General features: G+C 52.9%; 14 protein-coding genes. 10 read left to right on the top strand and 4 right to left on the bottom strand.

What is annotated here, in order from left to right:
• Positions 1–8: 8 nt before the first annotated feature.
• Together QNH99_RS22290 and QNH99_RS22285 are read right to left on the bottom strand one after the other, a co-directional pair.
• Positions 9–1,391, bottom strand: coding sequence for a diaminobutyrate--2-oxoglutarate transaminase (locus QNH99_RS22290; RefSeq protein WP_172896980.1), 1,383 nt, complete (start codon positions 1,389–1,391; stop codon positions 9–11).
• A gap of 466 nt (positions 1,392–1,857) precedes the next feature.
• Positions 1,858–2,442 carry a TetR/AcrR family transcriptional regulator gene (locus QNH99_RS22285; RefSeq protein ID WP_096011547.1) on the bottom strand — a complete coding sequence of 195 codons (585 nt, stop codon included), beginning with the start codon at positions 2,440–2,442 and terminating at the stop codon, positions 1,858–1,860.
• A gap of 94 nt (positions 2,443–2,536) precedes the next feature.
• On the opposite strand from QNH99_RS22285, the gene QNH99_RS22280 reads away from it, so the two are divergent.
• Positions 2,537–3,427 (top strand): ABC transporter six-transmembrane domain-containing protein, encoded by an 891-nt coding sequence (locus tag QNH99_RS22280; protein ID WP_283378511.1) that lies wholly within the window; start codon positions 2,537–2,539, stop codon positions 3,425–3,427.
• An 89-nt stretch (positions 3,428–3,516) separates the two neighbouring features.
• Here QNH99_RS22280 and QNH99_RS22275 read toward each other — a convergent pair whose 3' ends face one another.
• Positions 3,517–4,533: a lipoate--protein ligase A gene (locus QNH99_RS22275; RefSeq protein WP_256852870.1), complete on the bottom strand. Its 1,017-nt coding sequence runs from the start codon at positions 4,531–4,533 to the stop codon at positions 3,517–3,519.
• 492 nt (positions 4,534–5,025) lie between these two features.
• On the opposite strand from QNH99_RS22275, the gene QNH99_RS22270 reads away from it, so the two are divergent.
• From QNH99_RS22270 to QNH99_RS22255, 4 genes are all read left to right on the top strand, one after another.
• Positions 5,026–5,529 (top strand): sugar dehydrogenase complex small subunit, encoded by a 504-nt coding sequence (locus QNH99_RS22270; protein ID WP_063877058.1) that lies wholly within the window; start codon positions 5,026–5,028, stop codon positions 5,527–5,529.
• 24 nt (positions 5,530–5,553) lie between these two features.
• Complete coding sequence (locus QNH99_RS22265) at positions 5,554–7,158, top strand: GMC family oxidoreductase (protein ID WP_410517720.1); 1,605 nt, start codon at positions 5,554–5,556, stop codon at positions 7,156–7,158.
• Positions 7,151–8,509 carry a c-type cytochrome gene (locus tag QNH99_RS22260; protein ID WP_410517719.1) on the top strand — a complete coding sequence of 453 codons (1,359 nt, stop codon included), beginning with the start codon at positions 7,151–7,153 and terminating at the stop codon, positions 8,507–8,509. The genes QNH99_RS22265 and QNH99_RS22260 overlap by 8 nt, the downstream gene beginning before the upstream one ends.
• Positions 8,510–8,769: 260 nt before the next feature.
• On the top strand, positions 8,770–10,311 hold the full coding sequence (locus QNH99_RS22255; protein ID WP_063877061.1) for a sensor domain-containing diguanylate cyclase: 1,542 nt from the start codon (positions 8,770–8,772) through the stop codon (positions 10,309–10,311).
• 58 nt (positions 10,312–10,369) lie between these two features.
• On the opposite strand, the gene QNH99_RS22250 is transcribed toward QNH99_RS22255, so the two are convergent.
• On the bottom strand, positions 10,370–11,110 hold the full coding sequence (locus QNH99_RS22250; protein ID WP_410517718.1) for a nitroreductase family protein: 741 nt from the start codon (positions 11,108–11,110) through the stop codon (positions 10,370–10,372).
• A 403-nt stretch (positions 11,111–11,513) separates the two neighbouring features.
• On the opposite strand from QNH99_RS22250, the gene QNH99_RS22245 reads away from it, so the two are divergent.
• The 5 genes from QNH99_RS22245 to QNH99_RS22225 are packed head-to-tail and all read left to right on the top strand — an operon-like array spanning position 11,514 to position 16,597.
• Positions 11,514–12,617, top strand: coding sequence for an ABC transporter ATP-binding protein (locus QNH99_RS22245; protein ID WP_145394332.1), 1,104 nt, complete (start codon positions 11,514–11,516; stop codon positions 12,615–12,617).
• 25 nt (positions 12,618–12,642) lie between these two features.
• A complete protein-coding gene (locus QNH99_RS22240; RefSeq protein ID WP_241568072.1) occupies positions 12,643–13,920 on the top strand; it encodes an ABC transporter substrate-binding protein in 1,278 nt (425 codons plus the stop codon).
• Positions 13,921–13,930: 10 nt separating this feature from the next.
• The gene (locus QNH99_RS22235; RefSeq protein ID WP_145394434.1) at positions 13,931–14,842 is read left to right on the top strand and encodes a carbohydrate ABC transporter permease; all 912 of its coding nucleotides are present in this window, start codon (positions 13,931–13,933) and stop codon (positions 14,840–14,842) included.
• Positions 14,839–15,657 (top strand): carbohydrate ABC transporter permease, encoded by an 819-nt coding sequence (locus QNH99_RS22230; RefSeq protein ID WP_063877066.1) that lies wholly within the window; start codon positions 14,839–14,841, stop codon positions 15,655–15,657. The genes QNH99_RS22235 and QNH99_RS22230 overlap by 4 nt, the downstream gene beginning before the upstream one ends.
• A gap of 10 nt (positions 15,658–15,667) precedes the next feature.
• The gene (locus tag QNH99_RS22225; protein WP_241568073.1) at positions 15,668–16,597 is read left to right on the top strand and encodes a metallophosphoesterase; all 930 of its coding nucleotides are present in this window, start codon (positions 15,668–15,670) and stop codon (positions 16,595–16,597) included.
• Positions 16,598–16,660: the final 63 nt, after the last annotated feature.

Here is a 16,660-nt window from a genome sequence, read left to right as displayed (position 1 = left end):
TACTCCACTCAAACTGCTTCGACGCCAGCGGCAAGCAGGGCGCTTTCAAATTTATCCAGGAAGACCTGCATTTCATCATGATTGATCAGCAGGGAAGGCAGCAGACGTAATACGCTGCCGTGGCGTCCACCGCGCTCAAGGATCAGGCCATTTTCGAAGCATTTTTTCTGAACGAGAGCGGATAAATCACCGTCAGCCGGGTAGCAGCCCATATGATCCTGCGCGTCGTTTGGCTTGACCATTTCAATACCGAGCATCAGGCCAAGACCACGCACGTTACCGATGGCCGGATAGCGTTGCTGCAGTTCGCCAAGTTTGCCTTTCAGCCACTCACCTTTTTTCGCGACGCTGTCAGCGATATTGTTTTCTTTCAGCAGCTTCAGCGTTGTCAGGCCCGTCGCCATCGCCAGCTGGTTGCCACGGAACGTGCCGGTATGATGGCCCGGTGACCAGGCATCAAACTGCTTTTTGATCCCCAGCACGGCTAACGGTAAACCGCCGCCTACCGCTTTTGACATCACGATAATATCGGGCTCAATGCCGGCATGCTCAAACGCGAAGAATTTACCGGTACGGGCAAATCCTGCCTGAACTTCATCCAGAATCAGCAGGATACCGTGCTCCTGCGTCACTTTACGGATGCGTTGCAGCCATTCAGCCGGTGCCGGATTCACGCCGCCTTCACCCTGAACCGCTTCGAGAATCACAGCAGCAGGTTTACGGACACCACTTTCAACATCGTTGATCAGGTTTTCGAAGTAGTAGGTCAGGGCTTTCACACCGGCGTCACCACCAATGCCCAGCGGGCAGCGGTACAGATGCGGGTAAGGCATAAACTGGACTTCTGGCATCATGCCATTGACGGCTTCTTTAGGTGACAGGTTGCCGGTAACAGCCAGTGCACCGTGCGTCATGCCGTGATAACCGCCGGAGAAGCTGATCACACCTGAACGGCCGGTGTGTTTCTTCGCCAGCTTGAGCGCCGCTTCGACCGCATCTGCGCCGGAAGGCCCGGTGAATTGCAGGCAATATTCTTTGCCCTGACCCGGTAACAGGGAGAGCAGATATTCTGAGAACGCATCTTTTAATGGCGTGGTCAGATCCAGAGTATGTAACGGCAAGCCGCTGGTAATGACATTTTGGATGCTTTGCAGTACGTCAGGGTGATTATGACCTAACGCAAGCGTTCCGGCACCGGCAAGACAGTCAAGATACTGTTTGTTCTCGACGTCTGTGATCCAGACACCATTAGCTTTCGCAATCGCTAACGGTAATTTACGCGGATAACTTCGAACATTTGATTCAAACTCGGCCTGGCGGGCCAGATAAGTCTCATTGTTACCGTTTAATGTATTCGCATTCAAACTATCAATACGGACTTTATCCGTCATCATATCTCTCCTACAACCGGGCGTGGCATCACGCTGCAGTTGGATAAGTGAATAAAATTTAGAGCTGGTGTTAAAAACGCGGCCAATATAGGGTTTTTTAACACAGGACTCAATGATTAATTTTATAAGGATTTGTGGATGTATTTACTTTATAAACCAGCGACTTAGCCCGAAAAGGGAAGCGAGGTAAACCGCTTATGTTAAAATGAGTAAACAATAAAGCGCCTAAAAACACCTGCTTACCGCATTCCCGTGAGAATCTGCCAGCGAAAAATAAAGTGTGTTAGCAAGCATTTCAGGACAGATAAGCGATAAAATTTGAGATTAATCAACCAACAAAATGTAAAACGCACGCCATCTGAATGACACACTAAAAAGCTAAGAATGAATATTCGTATAACTTCTATTTAACATTCCATTAAAGCCAATACGCGAGAAAAAGACGCTTTGCGTCCTTCCCGCTCCGTTAACGCATAAATTGTATAAAGTGATTAATGTCGGCCATGACCTGCTCAATTTTTTCTGGCGAAGATTTAATGCTCAACATATCAGCATAGCCATTAAGCATGGCATTGAGTTGGCGCGCGCTGCGCGCGACATCATCCGTATGAAAACAACCCTGTGCAACGCCAGCACGAATAATGTCACAGAGCAACGCATCCCAGCCCGCCGTAATCTTGTCGGCTAAGTCTGCATAATCGGCGTTATGCGCTGCCATCTGCCAGAAAGAAGCATAGAGCCGCCAGACCGAATCTGAAGTATCAGGTATATGGCCTTCAATCATACAGTGTAGTTGCTGCTCAGGTTCCAGGCCGGCCAGTTCAGCGGTAAATTCCTCTAACTCGCGCTGCATGAAGTGTTCCAGCGCGGTTAAGGTAAGCGTATGCCAGTCAGGGAAATAGTGATAAATATGGCTACGCGATATACCCAGCGATTCCGTTAATTCCCGCGTCGTGGCTTTCTCAATGCCTTTTTCGATAAAAAGCGCGACGGCGCCTGTGAGGATTTTTTCTTTCAAGGTTTCCCCAGATGTTGCCATTGGTGCTTTCATCATCACTCCCGAATTGACTTTGAGCAAACGCTCAAATACGATGCGCTGGCACTTGAGCATTCGCTCAATTCTAACCGTTTAAGAAAAGAAAATCATGTGTTCTTCCCGAACGACACCACCGGATCTCGCACCACCAAACGCTATCGCGACCTTAAAGAGGTTAGGTCGACGTCACAATAAAAAGCTCGCGCTCACTCTGCTTTTAGTCGTGGCAGAAAACGTCACCTACCTGCTTTATCCGCTATTAGCCGGGTTTGCCATAAACGCCATTGTCACCGGGCAGGCGCTCTATGCTGTGCTCTATGCGGTCATGGTATTTACGATGTGGGTCATCGGAGCCGCAAGACGCAGCGTCGATACCCGCACCTTCGCCCGTATTTATGCCGAACTGGCGGTGCCGGTTATCGTGGCGCAGCGTCACGAAAAGCATAATGCGTCAACGGTTGCCGCTCGTGTGACGTTGTCACGTGAGTTTGTTGATTTTTTCGAACTTCATCTGCCCATGCTGATCACTTCTCTGGCATCGATCAGCGGCGCAGCCATCATGCTGCTGGTGATTGAATTCTGGACCGGCGTGGGCTGTGTGATCATTTTGTTGGTTCTTGCCTGTTTTTTACCCGGCTTCTCACGCAAGAATGAGGCGTTGTTTGGTCGTCTGAATAACCGGCTTGAAAAAGAGGTGAGTCTGGTGACGATGGCGCAGGCACCCACACTGGCGAAGCACTACGCTGTGCTGGCGCGATTACGCATTGGACTCTCCGATCGTGAGGCGCTGGGTTTTTTGACCATCGGTACGGCTGCGGCGCTGCTGTTTGCCTTTACGATCCTCGCCATGACCCGAAAAGGGATTGGTGATGCAGGACATATCTATTCCGTGATGACCTATCTGTGGATGTTCGCAATGAGCCTGGATGACGGGCCGCGCCTGCTTGAAAAATACTCGCAACTCAAGGATATAGGTCAGCGCGTGAATACAGGAAGCTAAGCGCGAAAGGGGCAACGGCACGGCAGTAACGTCGCCTGTCGTTGCCCACATGCTGGCGGGCTTTGGCAAAGGCAGCCGCGCATCACCTGTTAACTGACGCTTGCCACCAGCCATGGCGTCAGTTCGTCCAGTTCATGTTGCTGCAGTGGGTATTCCGCTTTTAACGCTTCAATGTGCTGCGCCATCACATCAGGTTGATAGGCTGCCCCCTGTAAGCGCGAGGCCAGCATTTCCAGAGGCGCAGGATTCAGGCTGTCACTGAAAATCTGGCAGCGGCTAATCGTGCCGCGCTCAACGTCAAAATGGATTTCCACACCGCCCCAGACGAAACGATTATCCAGTACGTGTGAAAAGTCCGGCGCCTGACCAAAATTCCATTCCCAACTGCTTTGCCGGGCAAACTGTTGTTCAAAGCCGGGCAGGTCGGGCAGCCGGTCGGGTGAGATGTGCTCGGGTTCACAGCGCGTGGCAAAATGTTCAAAACAGGCTTCAGTGATAGCGTGGCAGATATGTTCGTAGCGAATATCGGGAACCAGGGTTTGCAGATTGGTTACGCGTGCACGTACCGAGGCGATCCCTTTAGCCTGTAATTTTTTGCTATCCGGATTGAGATAATTTGCCAGGCGTGACAGATCGGCATTCATCAGGATTGTGCCATGATGGAAGCCACGATCGGGAGTTTCACGATAAGCCGAACCGGAAATTTTGCGCACGCCTTCATCCGTATCGATCACCAGGTCGTTGCGTCCGGACGCCTGGGCATTCACGCCCAGCTTTGCCAGTGCCTGCAGGATGATGGCGGTTGAGACACTTTTGTCATACTCGGGTTTGCCCGCCATAAATGTAAAGCAGCAGTTTCCCAGGTCATGGAATACCGCTCCGCCCCCGCTGCTGCGCCGCGCCAGTTTGATGCCATCCTCTGCCATTCGACGCGTATTACACTCTTTCCACGGGTTTTGTGCCCGACCAATCACCACGGTTTCTGCATTTCGCCACAAAAACAGTACCCGCTGGCTTGCCGGCATCTGGCGAAAAATACACTCCTCCACCGCCAGGTTGAACCAGGGATCGTTCGATTCTGATAACAGTAAACGCAAAGGGGGCATTATCAACTCCGTTTCCTTGAGAAATTCTGCCGCTACAGTAGGACAGAAGAGCAGTTTACTTCAGCCAGCCCCAGAGGCAATTGCCTCAGGACAGGCTGACGGGCTAAGCGGAGATCGTGATGCCGTGCAGCATGGCCGGTCCTGCGGGTGAGTTCCGCTTTGTATCAAATTTGTTTAATATCGATTTAATATATTTATAACCCAAACAACTATCAGGTTTATCCTCTGCAGATTGTTATGATTTGGTTAATTACCAGTGGATTATTAAAAAAGAGACGTCCATGATTCGCAGGCATGGAGAGAATCGGATGACGTGATTCTGCAACCTCAGTTGATTTTCTCTTACGCGCAGGTTCAGGCGCGAACGCGTCAGGCTTTCGCTCTTAACCCCGGCGGCGACATGTCTGACATCATGGACACTACCCTCATCATAACCCTTATTCCGCAGACTGATTTGCTGCCAGCGACAGGCGGCTTTTACTGGAAGATATCATGAATCACTATTCACGCCGACGCGTGCTGAAGATGGTCGGACTGGTGGCTGTGACCAGCGCCGCCGGACATCTGCTCCCCCTGGCTCGCCTTAATGCCGCCCAACCGGACGCCCAGGCTGATGAGCTGGACGTTTTCATGCAGGTTTCTCAGCAACTCACACAGCGGGATGAGCTTAACGAAACCGTGGGCAGTGCGCTCTATGACACCTTAAGCCAGACGCAAAAGAATTTCTCGGCTGCACTGGTACATTTAAGTAACCTGCTGACGCGTCAGACCGATCTGTTGCAACAGGAACGTTTGCAGTTTGCCGAGAGCGATGCGGGCTGTGCGAAGCTGGCGGGCGCCATTCTTAGCGGTTGGTACACCGGGGTGGTGGGGAAAGGTAAAAATGCGCGATACATCACCTACATCAACACCCTTGCGAATCAGGTCGTCAATGACAAACTGGTTCCGCCGAGCTTCTCATATGGCGTCTGTGGCAGTTGGGCGAGTCAACCGTGATCCTTTTTAAGAGTAATGTCATCAATGAAGAAGAATGAGTCGGCTGATGTCGTCGTGATTGGCGCGGGCGTGAATGGCGCATTGCTGGCTACCCGATTGGCTAAAGCCGGTAAAACCGTTGTATTACTTGAGTCCGGGCCGAAAGTCGGCCGGGATGAGCTGGTCGAGCGCTTCCGTAGCTCCGCCTTTAAGTCTGACTTTATGTCGCCTTATCCCTTTTCGCCCATGGCGCCGCAGCCGCGATATACGCCTGAACCCAACGACTATCTGCAGCAATTAGGCCCGCAGGCGTTTAATGCACAGTACATCCGCATCTTTGGTGGCACCAGCTGGCACTGGGCTGCCCAACTGTGGCGCTTTGTGCCCAATGATTTCCAGCAATACACACGTTATGGCGTGGGAAAAGACTGGCCGATTGGCTATCAGGATCTGGAACCCTATTACTATGAGGCTGAAGTTATTGCTGGCGTCGGGGGATCGCCGGATAACGGATCGCCACGTAGCAAGCCTTTCCCGATGGAGCGCGTACCGGCGTCATGGCTACAGCAGCGTGTAACGGCACGGCTCGCGCCAGATTTCACCGTGCTGGATGACAGCACGGGGCGCAACAGCCGTAGTTATGATGGTCGACCAGCCTGCTGCGGCAACAATAACTGTATGCCGTTGTGCCCGATTGATGCGCAGTATCATGGTGGGCTGGCCGCCCAACAGGCAGAAGACAGCGGCGTCCAGGTCATTACCGAAGCGGTGGTTTATCAGCTTGTACACGATGCGCAGGGCAGGATTGTTGCCGCGAACTATTATGACTGGAATAAAACCAGCCATCGCATCACGGCGCAGACATTTGTCCTCGCGGCCAACGCGATTGAAACGCCGAAGCTGTTACTGATGTCCACCAGCGATAAATTTCCGCAGGGAATTGCCAATGCCCGGGATACTGTCGGGCGTCATCTCTGCGATCATCCCGCGATTGGCGTCACCTTCGACGTAGATGAGGAGATCTGGCCGGGACGTGGCCCTGTCAGCCCGTGCTCGATTGGTCAGTTCAGAGACGGCGAATTCCGCCGCGAACATGCGCCATTCCGTCTGGATATCTCCAATGCCTCGCAGGTGGCGGCGGTGACAAAAGAAGTGCTGGAAGAGGGATACTTTGGTAAAAAACTCCAGGAGCAAGTCCGTTTCCGTGCGGCACGCCGTCTTAGCATTAAAAATGCGCTGGAGCAGCTCCCCAATCCTGACAATCGCGTGACCTTAAGCCGCAATAAAGATGCATTGGGATTACCCACACCTGCGTTGTTCTGGGATGTGGATGACTATGTGCAGAAAGGCACAGAAAAAACGCGTGAGTGCTATGACGCGATAGCGGCCAGGCTTGGCGCAACCAATATCCAGCACAGCAAAAGCGGCAAATTCTCCAATCGCCAACATATCACCGGCACCCTGTCGATGGGGCACGATCCCGCCACCAGCGTAACTGATGCCTGGGGACGGGCGCACGATCATGAAAACCTGTTCATGGTCGGTACCGGCGTGATGCCAACGGTTGGTACCTGTAATGTTACGCTCACCGCCATGGCGCTTGCGCTGCGCACCGCTGACAAGATTTTGCAGGAGACACAGCATGGGTAAGCGATTAAGTCGGTTACTGCCTTTAGTGGTGCTCATGCTCACTGCAACCCAGGGCAGTGTGCAGGCAGAAAGCCAGACTGACCTTATAAAACGGGGTGAATACCTTGCTGTCGCCGGGGATTGTGCTGCCTGCCACACAGATGAAGGCAAGGCACCCTTTAGCGGCGGACATGCCATTAGTAGCCCGTTAGGGATCATTTTCAGCACCAATATTACGCCATCAAAAACGGCCGGCATAGGTGACTACAGCGAGAAACAGTTTGCCGATGCGCTACGCAGGGGCATGCGTGCCGATGGCAGCCATCTTTATCCCGCCATGCCTTACACTGCTTATGCCAAAGTGAGCGACAGCGATGTTTCGGCGCTTTATGCTTACTTTATGCATGGCGTCAAAGCCGTTGACACACAGCCGGAAAAAACCGCGCTGCCCTTTCCGTTCAACCTGCGTTTTAGTATGGCTGCATGGAATGTACTGTTCCTCGACACCAAACCCTTCAGGCCCGATCCCAGCCAGTCAGCAGAATGGAACCGTGGCGCTTATCTGGTCGAAGGATTAACCCACTGCAGCACCTGCCATACGCCGCGGAATTTTTTGATGGCGGAGCAACAGAGCAAATCGCTACAGGGTGCTTCTTTGAGAACCTGGTTTGCGCCGGATATCACGGCGAATACCTTACAGAGTGACGATCAGTGGTCACGAGAATCGCTGGCTGCCTACCTGGCGAGCGGTCACGCCGATAACGGGGCGACCGCAGCGGGGCCGATGCTTGAAGCCATCGATAAAAGCTTTTCCAGGATGACGCCGGAAGACCGGAATGCGATTGCGACCTATCTGATGCCTGTCGCCGAGCAGGAAGACAGCGATGCCGACACCGAGTCAGATGTACAGGAACCGGCCAGCGGACTCACACCAGTAACCGGTGATGATACGCCAGATATGTTATCGGACATGACGGATGGCGAGCGTGTTTACCGCAATAATTGTGCCTCGTGCCATAACCTGGAAGGACAGGGCTTAACAGGATTCCCCGCTCTGACTAAACATCCGGTATTAGAGAAACCTACGGCGGATAACGTTGCCATGGCTGTGCTTGGCGGTGTCTGGCCAGCGAAGGGGCAGGGTATGATTGGCTTTGCCCATACGCTGGATGATACGCAAATTGCTGACGTCACCAATTATGTTATGCAGGATATCGGTAACAGTGCGGTGCGCATTACCCCGGACCGGGTGAAATCACTGCGTCAGGGCGGCGAGCCATCACTACTCTTGCCGCTAGCCCGCGCAGGCATAGCGGTGGCTGTGCTGGCGGTCGTACTGCTGCTGTTTTGGTGGTGGCGTCGCCGACGCTAGTCGCTTTTTCTCCACGTCCCCGTGGACGTGGAGAATCGCCGTGACATCGGTGTGGTCCCCGGATAAGACCCGGCTGCTTATTACGGCAGTCAGCTACATGCCTTCTGAACACATTTCTGACCGCGCGCAACGCTATACTGAAGCCTCTCCTTTACTCTAAACTGAAAACAGCTGATATAAGTATTCCGTCAGGATGTGATTGATAACATGCTGTTTCTGATATTTTGCATTATCCCGTAGCGAGAGAATGGTAAACCGGCATGGAATTACGTCGAAAAAAAGATGTTGCAATGATGCGCATTTCGCCGCTGCTCAGAAGTATTACCCTGGCGGGGAGTTTATTAACGATTGGCGTGATTGTTGTTAATGTCTGGACGCTTCACCTGGACTGGCAAAGGACGGTTCGATTAGCTGAAGAGCGCGCGATCGATCTTTCTCTGGCACAGGCGCGCCAGGCAGAAGACACGTTTCTCCAGACAGAACTGTCACTGCGTGAAGTCCAGCGAGAAATTGAGTCCCAGACTGAGACCGGCGTGGATGTTTCAGCAATCAATAACATCATGCGCACCTTACAGAGCCGTCTGCCTCAGATGGATGGCATCTTTTATTACGACGCGCAGGGTAAATGGATAGCCAGTTCCTTAACGCAGACACCTTCAGCAAATAACGCCGATCGGGAATATTTTGCCTACCATCGCAACAATCCCCGTAACAGCGTGCACGTCGGGCCCGCTTTACGTAGCCGCAGTTCGGAACGCTACGTGATCCCTGTTTCTTTGCGCGTCAGCGATAACTACGGTGATTTCCGTGGTGTACTTCTTGCCACTGTGAGTGTCGATTACTTTCGCCATTATTATGATTATTTTGTCATTGGCCCCAAGGATTTACTGGCGCTGATGCTGGCAGACAGCACTGTGCTTTATGCTCGCCCTTTGCCAGACAGCTACATTGGTAAAAACCTCTCATCCAGCCCGCTTTTCCATCAGTTACTCGAAAATTCACAGCGCGGTAGTGGTCAGTGGAAGGCTGAAGTTGACGGTATAACGCGCATTTTTGGCTTCGCTAGCTCAAGCCGTTATCCTTTCGTCGTTGCCGCCGGCTTTGATAAACAAGGGCTTTTCGTGCACTGGGCTGAAAGCAGGGTGCAGGGCGTGGTACTGAGTCTGGTGTTACTGATGGCGATCATCCTGCTGTGGATGTTAATGCGGCATGAAGCCCGGCGCAGTTTACGCTACCAAATTGAATTAACCCATCTCAGGGATGAACTCACCGCCGCCAACCACTCGCTGGAAAATCTGGCCAACGCCGATGGGCTAACCGGACTGGCCAATCGTCGTTATTTTGACCACTTTCTGAAAAAAAGCCTGTTGCACGGACGCAGTAGCGGAGGACCGGTATCGTTGATACTTTTCGATATCGATTATTTCAAACGCTACAACGACACCTACGGTCACGTTGCAGGTGACGCCTGTTTACAACAGGTGGGCCGTGTGCTGAAAACGTTCGCACAGCGTCGGACCGATATTGCGGCCCGTTATGGCGGTGAAGAATTTGCCATCGTGCTAGCCGATACCCGTGCCGAGGATGCATTAAGGATGGCGCTGAGTGTGGTTGAGGCGGTCAGAGCGTTAGCTATACCGCATACTTCTACGGGGCTGGAGACGGGGTGCGTAACGTTAAGCGCCGGCGTGGCGTCTTCGGCGTCCGGGGAAGGACCGGAAAGCGCAGGATTGTTGATTAAACGCGCGGATGAAGCGCTCTATCGTGTCAAACACCAGGGACGAAACGGGGCCAGCATCTAGCTCACGTCGAGCCGATCTGGCAGGGAAACCGCCCGGGCATTGCCCGGGCAGGTAAAGATTATTTGTCGCTACCGAATCCCTGCTTGTGCAGCGCTGGCAGGACGTTGGGGAAATAGATGTGTTGATAATATCCGCTCACGCTGTCGCTCCAGCTTTCGCCGTCCGCACGCCCGGTTGCTTGCCAGTGCTGAACCATTTCAGCATTGTAAGCCGCGATTTGCTGCTCCAGACCTTCGGTGTGATAGCTTTCTTCATGACGGAAGGTTTGCATCGGCAGGCGTGGTTTCTGAAATGCGGGTTGATCGACATACCCAATCACGACGCCCGCCACCGGGAACGTATATTCTGGCAAATTAAGCAGTGAGATCATCGCGTCAGGATCGCGGCGAATCCCCCCAATGGGCACGATGCCTAAGCCTTCTGCCCGGGCTGCTGCCATGATACTTCCCAGCGCAATGCCGACATCGGTAGCGCCAGAATCAATACTCTCAATACTTTCCTGAGCAACCTGCTCTTTGCCTACTGCCGCCATTGCCATACGGGATTTATGCATGTCGAGCACCAGGGTAATAAACACCGGGGCCTTAGCAATCCACGGCTGTCCACCGGCAATCTGGGAGATCGCCTGACGTTTCCCGGCATCCCGCGTGACGACCAGTGAAACCTGCTGTGAATTAACAGAAGTCGGCGCGCGATAGGCGGTGCTGATGATGCGATCCAGGATGGCATCGTCGACGGGTTTGTCGGTAAAGCTGCGTTCACTTTTATGGCTGGTAAACAGGTTAATAATATCGCTCATCGTTGCTCCAAAACGTTAACCTAAAATTGAGTTGCCTGAGGATAACAAATTTATGCCAGCCACTCTTTAACCGCACTGGCCTTAACCTGTCGATTAATAACAAATTTAACGGGCAGGCCACCTGGAGACGTTAAGCATGACTAATGTGCCTGAGATAACACCCGGTTTGCGTTTTTACCACTCTGGTGAGTGGCATGCTGGCGGGAAGGGTGCGGCAGGCCTCGCCACCACACAGGAAAGGCGGATACCTGTCTGAAGGGATAAACAGGGTACGGGCAGCTGATGAAGGATAAGCCTGGATGATTAAAAGCAGGCTTATCATTTTTCTGTCATTTTTCAGCCATAAATCGTTCATTTTTCTCCGCTAGCTTACTGCAATTCTCATTTGCAAAGCGGCGCATGTATGAGCCATTTGGCGCTTCATAACATCACCAAACGCTGGGGCGAGAAAATCGCGCTGGATAATATCAATTTTGACGCCGCAGAAGGGACGTTTGTTGCACTGTTGGGCCCTTCAGGCTGCGGTAAATCGACCTTACTCCGCACCATTGCCGGGCTGGAGACGGCCGACAACGGATCGGTCAGTTTTAACCATCTGGACATCACCCACTTACCGCCCTCCCAACGCAAGCTTTCCATGGTGTTTCAGTCGTATGCGTTATTTCCTCATCTGAGCGTCAAAGAGAATTTGTTGTTTGGTTTAAAAGCCCGTGGCGAGGATAAACTCACGTTTGCCGATCGTCTGCGTCAGGTCAGTAAGCTGATGGAACTTGAGACGTTGCTGGATCGCTTACCGTCCCAACTGTCCGGTGGTCAACAACAGCGGGTGGCGTTAGGCCGTGCCGTTATCGCTAACAATACGCTGTGCCTGATGGATGAACCCCTTTCTAACCTTGATGCCAAACTGCGCCAAAGCATGCGTCGTGAAATTCGTGCCTTACAGAAAAAACTGGGGCTGACGATGCTCTACGTGACGCACGATCAGACAGAAGCGATGAGCATGGCCGACAGCATCATCTTGCTGAATGAGGGGCGAATTGAGCAGCATGACACGCCAGATAACCTCTATAACAATCCAGCCAGTGTGTTTGCGGCACAGTTTATAGGCGCACCGCCCATGAATATCTTACCGCTGACCTTTGACCACACGAATCACTACCTGAGCCCGCTTACGCAGCCCGTCGTTGAAGGTTTTAGCAATGGCGCGCTCAGCCTTGGGATCAGGGCAGAAGATATCCAGCTCATTAACGCCGATGGCGCGGCGCTGACGGCCAACGTCGTGAGTTATGAATATATGGGGGCGGACACCTTATTACAGTGCCAGCTTGCTCACAGCCATGCGTCGTTAACCGTCACGGTCCCGGGAATGAAACGGTTTATCGAGGGAAGTCTGACCGGGCTGCAATGGCCTGCCGATAAGCAATACCTGTTTTCAACTGATAGCGGTAAACGCTGTTTGCACGCTGAGCAGCTGATGTCTGTGTCATCCAAAAAATATGCGGTTTAACGGTCTTTTTACCTAAGGGAAAATCATGTCTGCCATTCGTCTGTCACATCTGCTTCCTGCATTGCTTATCGCAACGAGCGCGTCGGTATTTGCCGCCGATCCGGTTAAGTTGCAGATGTACTATCCCATCGCGGTGGGCGGAGAAATCAGCCACACCGTCGAAGCACTGGTCGCTGATTTCGAAAAAATTCATCCTGAAGTCAGTATTCAGCCGGTATATACCGGTGACTACGCCACGACGGTGACCAAAGCGTTGACTGCGTTTCGCGGCGGTAATGCACCGCAAATGGCGGTCATTGGTGATATCGAAGCCTATTCACTGATGGATGCGGGTGCCATTGTGGCGGCCAGCGACCTGGCAAAGGACGATGACGGTAAAAAATGGATCGACAGCTTCTATCCTGCTTTTTTGCGTCATATCAACGGTAAAGTGTGGGGCGTTCCTTTTCAGCGCTCGACGGTGGTGCTGTACTGGAATAAGCAGGCGTTTGAAAAAGCGGGTCTGGATGCGGATACACCGCCGGCGAACTGGCAGCAGGTGGTGGACTTTGGTAAAAAACTGGTCGTGAAAGACGGTGATAACGTCAGCCAGTGGGGCATTGAAATCCCGACTACGCCCAATGGCTACTGGGTGTTTCAGGGGTTTGCTGCGACAAACGGCGCGCATCTTGATAACGGCAAGGGCACCGCCGTCTATTTTAATACACCTAAAAATAGTGAAACGCTGCAATGGCTGGCCGATTTAGGCCAGAAAGAAGGCGTTTCACCGAAAGGCGCTATCGCCTGGGGCACGACGCCGCAGGATTTTCTCAGTGGCAAAACTGCGATGATGGTGACGACCACCGGGAACCTGAGTGTCGTGCGCAAAAATGCCAAATTCCCGTTTGGCATCGCAATGCTTCCTGAAAAAACCCAGCGCGGTAGCCCAACCGGCGGCGGAAATCTCTACGTCTTCAAAAATGCATCGGCAGCGCAGCAGAAAGCGGCAATGGAATTTATCCGTTGGGTCACCGCCCCTGAACAGGCCGCTCGCTGGAGTATTGCCACCGGCTACGTGGCGACCTCTCCCGCCGCATGGGAAACACCGGCAATGAAAGCGTATGTGAAACAGGTACCCCAGGCGCTGGTGGCTCGTGAGCAACTCAAATATGCCCAGCCAGAACTGTCGACCTACAACAGCGTACAAATTCAGGAGGCGCTGAACCACGCCATTGAAGCCGCCATTACCCAGGCTAAAACACCAGCAGAAGCTCTGGAAGCGGCGCAGAAACAGGCCGATCGTTTGCTGAAGGCTTACCAGTAACACTATGGCGATGCGCATTCTTACACCGGCAGCGTCAGCCTCTCGCTCTGGTGGCGGGTCATTACAGCTGTGTGGCTATCTGCTGATTTTACCGGCACTGGTTTTTTTGCTGCTCTTTACCCACTATCCTGCACTGGCGACGGTGTGGGAAAGTCTGTTCAGCGCCTCACGTAATGGTCATCCGGCCCAGTTTGTTGGGCTGGATAACTATGCTGCGCTGCTGGATGACGATGTGTTTATCCGCTCGTTGTGGAATAACCTGCTGTATGCCCTGATCACTATTCCGCTGGCGGTCACGCTGGCTTTACTGATGGCGCTGGCCGTTAACCGGCGGCTGGCAGGGAATGCGGTGGTTCGTGCGGCGTTTTTTATTCCTTCTCTGCTGCCAATGATTGCCATTGCCAACCTGTGGCTGTTTTTTTACACGCCGCAGCTTGGCCTGCTGAACAAGCTGCTGGCGCTGTTTTCCTTTGCCCCCATTAACTGGCTCGGGGAGCCAGGCACCTCGCTGTGGTGTCTGATGGCGGTCTCCGTCTGGCGTGAAGCCGGATTCTTTATGATCTTCTATCTGGCCGCTCTGCAGCAGATTGATCCGCGACTGAGTGAAGCGGCACAAATTGAAGGTGCATCTCACGGGTACTTCTTCCGGCGCGTCCAGTGGCCATTACTGATGCCGACCACGTTATTTGTGCTAATCAACGCATCAATGAACGCATTTCGCATTGTCGATCAGGTGATTGCCATGACCAATGGCGGCCCGGACAACAGCAGCAGCCTGTTACTGTTTTACATCTACCGCACCGCATTCAGTTACTGGGATTTACCGGCAGCGGCGGCAATGACCGTGGTGTTACTGCTGATTTTAGCGGCCATTGCTGTGGTTAAGTTTAGGTTACTGGACAAGCGAGCCCATTATCAATGAAGCCTCAATGTGCTGTTGGTCGCCTATGCCTGAATGCCGTTATCTGGCTGATGGCAGTGCTATGGTTACTTCCCATCCTGGTCGCGCTGTGGGTGGCGATACATCCCGCGGCAGAGCAGGGGAGCTTTACGCTCTTTGCTCCCCTGACGCTCCAGAACTTTATTGACGCCTGGCACGCTGCGCCCTTTGCCCGCTACTTTCTCAACACCATTTTGCTGGTGTTAATGATCGTCGTATGTCAGCTGGTGCTGGCCACCATGGCGGCTTACGCGTTGGTGCGTTTTCGCCTGAAGTATTCGGGGGTTTTGTTTGCGCTTATCCTGTTACAGCTGATGATCAGCCCCGATGTGTTGATCCTCAACAATTACCAAACGATTGGCGCGCTCGGGTTGCGCGATACCTTGACCGGCATTGCCTTACCCTATTTCGCCTCGGCCTTTGCCATCTTCCTGCTGCGCCAGACGTTTAAAAGCATTCCTGTGGTACTGGAAGAAGCGGCTGTCGTGGAAGGTGCCAGCCGGTTTTATATTTTACGTAAAATTTATATCCCGCTGGCCAGGCCGATTTATATCGCCTTTGCACTGGTATCTGTTAGCTTCCACTGGAATGATTTTCTCTGGCCACTGGTGATTACCGATTCTGTTAAAGTGCGGCCATTAACGGTCGGGCTGCAGTTATTTTCTTCGCCGGAGCAGGGCGTTCAGTGGGCGCTTATTGGGGCGGCGACGATCATGACAACGCTGCCGTTACTGCTGCTGTTTCTGATTTTCCAGCGCCAGTTTATCCAGTCGTTTATGCGTGCTGGCATACGTTAAGGTGTCCCGCATGTTAATGCCTCACTCGCTTAGTCTGCCACAACGCGCATTACTGGCGGAAGTCGCTCAGCTGTATCAACTGCCGTCGCTGCGAACTGTGGCGACAGGGGATAACAGGGTTTGTTTTGGTCTGATTGCCGATCCGCAATATGCGGATAGCGAGCCGGATATCGACAATAATCTCTATTATCGCAACGGACTACAAAAGCTACAGCGGGCCATCGGGGTGCTTAACGCGCAGCCGCTCGATTTTGTTGTCACGCTGGGCGATCTGGTCGATCGCGACTGGCAAAGCTATGCGGCGGTGCTGCCTGTGTATCAAGGCTTACAGCATCCTCATGCCGTGGTGCTGGGTAATCACGATGCGCAGACTATAGCCGCACGGCTTGAGGGAAAGCTTCCCTTACCTAAGAGCTATTACGCCTTCCGTTTCAACGGATGGCGTTTCATTGTCTACGATGGCAACGATATCAGTGTTTACTGCAATGCACTCAACGGCACAGACCGTGAACAGGCCGCGGCGTTGCTGGCCCGACTCCAGCGCCAGCAGCAGCCCCAGGCACAGCCCTGGAATGGCGCCGTGGGTAGACAGCAACTGGACTGGATTGAGCAGCAGTTACAGGCCGCCCAACAGTGCGGGGAAAGCGTCGTGGTATTGGGGCATTATCCGCTGGCACCCGAGAATACACATATGTTGATGAATGCCGGAGAGTTGGTGGATTTATTTACTCGCTATCGGGTACGCGCCTGTTTTGCCGGGCACGATCATCGTGGCGGCTATGCGCGTATCGAGCACACCGAGTTTTTCACTATGAAAGGAATGCTGGATGGTCCGTCAGATGCGCCCTTTGCGCGGGTGGAAATAGACGATAACACACTCAGGTTACATGGCTTTGAGGGAGAGGTAAGCCACTGCTCAAGGACATTAAATCGCGTTTAATCACCACCATTCCTAATCAGACCTCTTTTCCCCTCTTTTTAAAGATGATTTAGTTACATCATA

Source organism: Pantoea allii (assembly GCF_046529425.1).
Classification (GTDB): domain Bacteria; phylum Pseudomonadota; class Gammaproteobacteria; order Enterobacterales; family Enterobacteriaceae; genus Pantoea; species Pantoea allii.
Note: the sequence above shows the minus strand (reverse complement) of the source record. Positions and strands in the feature narration are given on the sequence as shown.

What these genes read in the sequence shown, in the direction of transcription:
- QNH99_RS22290 (WP_172896980.1), bottom strand. Translation starts at nt 1,391, where the DNA reads ATGACGGATAAAGTCCGTATTGATAGTTTGAATGCGAATACATTAAAC.
- QNH99_RS22285 (WP_096011547.1), bottom strand. Translation starts at nt 2,442, where the DNA reads ATGAAAGCACCAATGGCAACATCTGGGGAAACCTTGAAAGAAAAAATC.
- QNH99_RS22280 (WP_283378511.1), top strand. Translation starts at nt 2,537, where the DNA reads ATGTGTTCTTCCCGAACGACACCACCGGATCTCGCACCACCAAACGCT.
- QNH99_RS22275 (WP_256852870.1), bottom strand. Translation starts at nt 4,533, where the DNA reads ATGCCCCCTTTGCGTTTACTGTTATCAGAATCGAACGATCCCTGGTTC.
- QNH99_RS22270 (WP_063877058.1), top strand. Translation starts at nt 5,026, where the DNA reads ATGAATCACTATTCACGCCGACGCGTGCTGAAGATGGTCGGACTGGTG.
- QNH99_RS22265 (WP_410517720.1), top strand. Translation starts at nt 5,554, where the DNA reads ATGAAGAAGAATGAGTCGGCTGATGTCGTCGTGATTGGCGCGGGCGTG.
- QNH99_RS22260 (WP_410517719.1), top strand. Translation starts at nt 7,151, where the DNA reads ATGGGTAAGCGATTAAGTCGGTTACTGCCTTTAGTGGTGCTCATGCTC.
- QNH99_RS22255 (WP_063877061.1), top strand. Translation starts at nt 8,770, where the DNA reads ATGGAATTACGTCGAAAAAAAGATGTTGCAATGATGCGCATTTCGCCG.
- QNH99_RS22250 (WP_410517718.1), bottom strand. Translation starts at nt 11,110, where the DNA reads ATGAGCGATATTATTAACCTGTTTACCAGCCATAAAAGTGAACGCAGC.
- QNH99_RS22245 (WP_145394332.1), top strand. Translation starts at nt 11,514, where the DNA reads ATGAGCCATTTGGCGCTTCATAACATCACCAAACGCTGGGGCGAGAAA.
- QNH99_RS22240 (WP_241568072.1), top strand. Translation starts at nt 12,643, where the DNA reads ATGTCTGCCATTCGTCTGTCACATCTGCTTCCTGCATTGCTTATCGCA.
- QNH99_RS22235 (WP_145394434.1), top strand. Translation starts at nt 13,931, where the DNA reads ATGCGCATTCTTACACCGGCAGCGTCAGCCTCTCGCTCTGGTGGCGGG.
- QNH99_RS22230 (WP_063877066.1), top strand. Translation starts at nt 14,839, where the DNA reads ATGAAGCCTCAATGTGCTGTTGGTCGCCTATGCCTGAATGCCGTTATC.
- QNH99_RS22225 (WP_241568073.1), top strand. Translation starts at nt 15,668, where the DNA reads ATGTTAATGCCTCACTCGCTTAGTCTGCCACAACGCGCATTACTGGCG.